Origin of the sequence: Pseudomonas sp. EGD-AK9 (assembly GCF_000465935.2) — a bacterium.
In the GTDB taxonomy this organism is placed as follows: domain Bacteria; phylum Pseudomonadota; class Gammaproteobacteria; order Pseudomonadales; family Pseudomonadaceae; genus Aquipseudomonas.
In genome coordinates this window covers 1-1,220 of sequence record NZ_AVOF01000590.1, presented here as the reverse complement: position 1 = coordinate 1,220, position 1,220 = coordinate 1, and the positions used below count along the sequence as shown (strand labels likewise).

Annotated in this window: 1 protein-coding gene; it reads right to left on the bottom strand. The window is 70.2% G+C overall.

All coding sequences use genetic code 11. The annotated features are described in order from the left end of the window. Positions 1-95: 95 nt before the first annotated feature. A partial coding sequence (locus tag N878_RS21300; protein WP_021445558.1) for an alginate export family protein occupies positions 96-1,220 on the bottom strand: 1,125 nt, incomplete at its 5' end.

Below are 1,220 nucleotides of genomic sequence, written 5' to 3'. Positions count from 1 at the left end.
CGGCGCGGCCAGCTGCACGGCGCCGAGCAGCGCGCCTGCGCCGAGCAGGCAGAAGGCGAGGCGCTTGTTGATCCTGCGTGGCATGGGATCTCTCCTTAGAAGCGCCAGATGAAGTCGACGAAGGCGCGGTGCATCACCGAGTCGGTGCCGCGGCCATAGGCGTCGCCGGGCAGGAACACGCCGCCGCGCAGACGCACCAGGGCCGAACGCTCGTCGAGTCGTTCCGCCACCGAGGCCGGCAGCAGGCCCTGCTTGAAGTAGCGGGTCAGGACCAGGTCGACCTCCTGGCCGACGTCCTTCTCGCCCGTCACCAGCGGCGCGTCGACGCCGCTGTCGCCGATGTCCTGGTCGCCGTCGACGCGCCACAGGCGGTGGTAGACCAGGCTGGCGTCGTAGTCTTGGCCCAGTTGCCAGGAGCTGAAGGCGCTGGCCACCTGCAGGTTGGAGAGCTCGCCGCGGAAGGCCTCGCCGAAGCGGTGCAGGCGCGATTCGACGCCGGTGAAATTGGCGCGGTTGCTGTGCAGGCCGGTCTGCATGAACTGGCGCGACTCGTCCTCATCGCCGCCGCCACTGCCGCGGGCATAGGCCGCACCGATCTTCCAGTGCTCGTCGAGGCTGTAGCGCAGGCCGAGGTCCACCGCCCAGGCGTCGACGTCCTGGCTGCGCGAGCCGCTGGCCACGCGTTCGTCGCCGATCACCTGCTGCTGCAGCTGGTCGGTGTCGCCCTTGAGCCAGGTCATCTGCGCCCAGTAGTTGAGGCGGTTGCGCGAGTTGCGCGCGAAGAAGCCGCCGTCGGCGTGCAGGCCGAACCAGGTGAGGTCGCCGGTATGGCGCTTGCTCAGCTCGTCGATGCGCTCGCCGACGCTGGGCAGGCTGCCGTCGTCGCGGCTGTGGTGCAGCTTGGCGCCGATGCGGTGGCCCGGGGTCCACTGGTAGGCGAGGCCGGCGAAGTAGTGGCGGCGGTCTTCGTCTTCCGGGGCCAGCTCGTCGAGGTCGGTGCGGTACTCGGAGAAGCGTTCGGCGACGCCGATATCGGCCTGCAGCAGGGTGCTGTCGAAGCGCCAGTGCAGGGCCTCGATATTGGTGTCCCACCAGGTGCCGTCGTCGCTGCGCAGGCGCTGGCGGCCGAAGCGCAGGCGCTCGCCGGGGTAGGCGGTGAGGCCGCTGTAGTCGACCCAGAACTCGCGCAGGGCCAGGTAGCTGTCGTCCGGCTGGCGCGC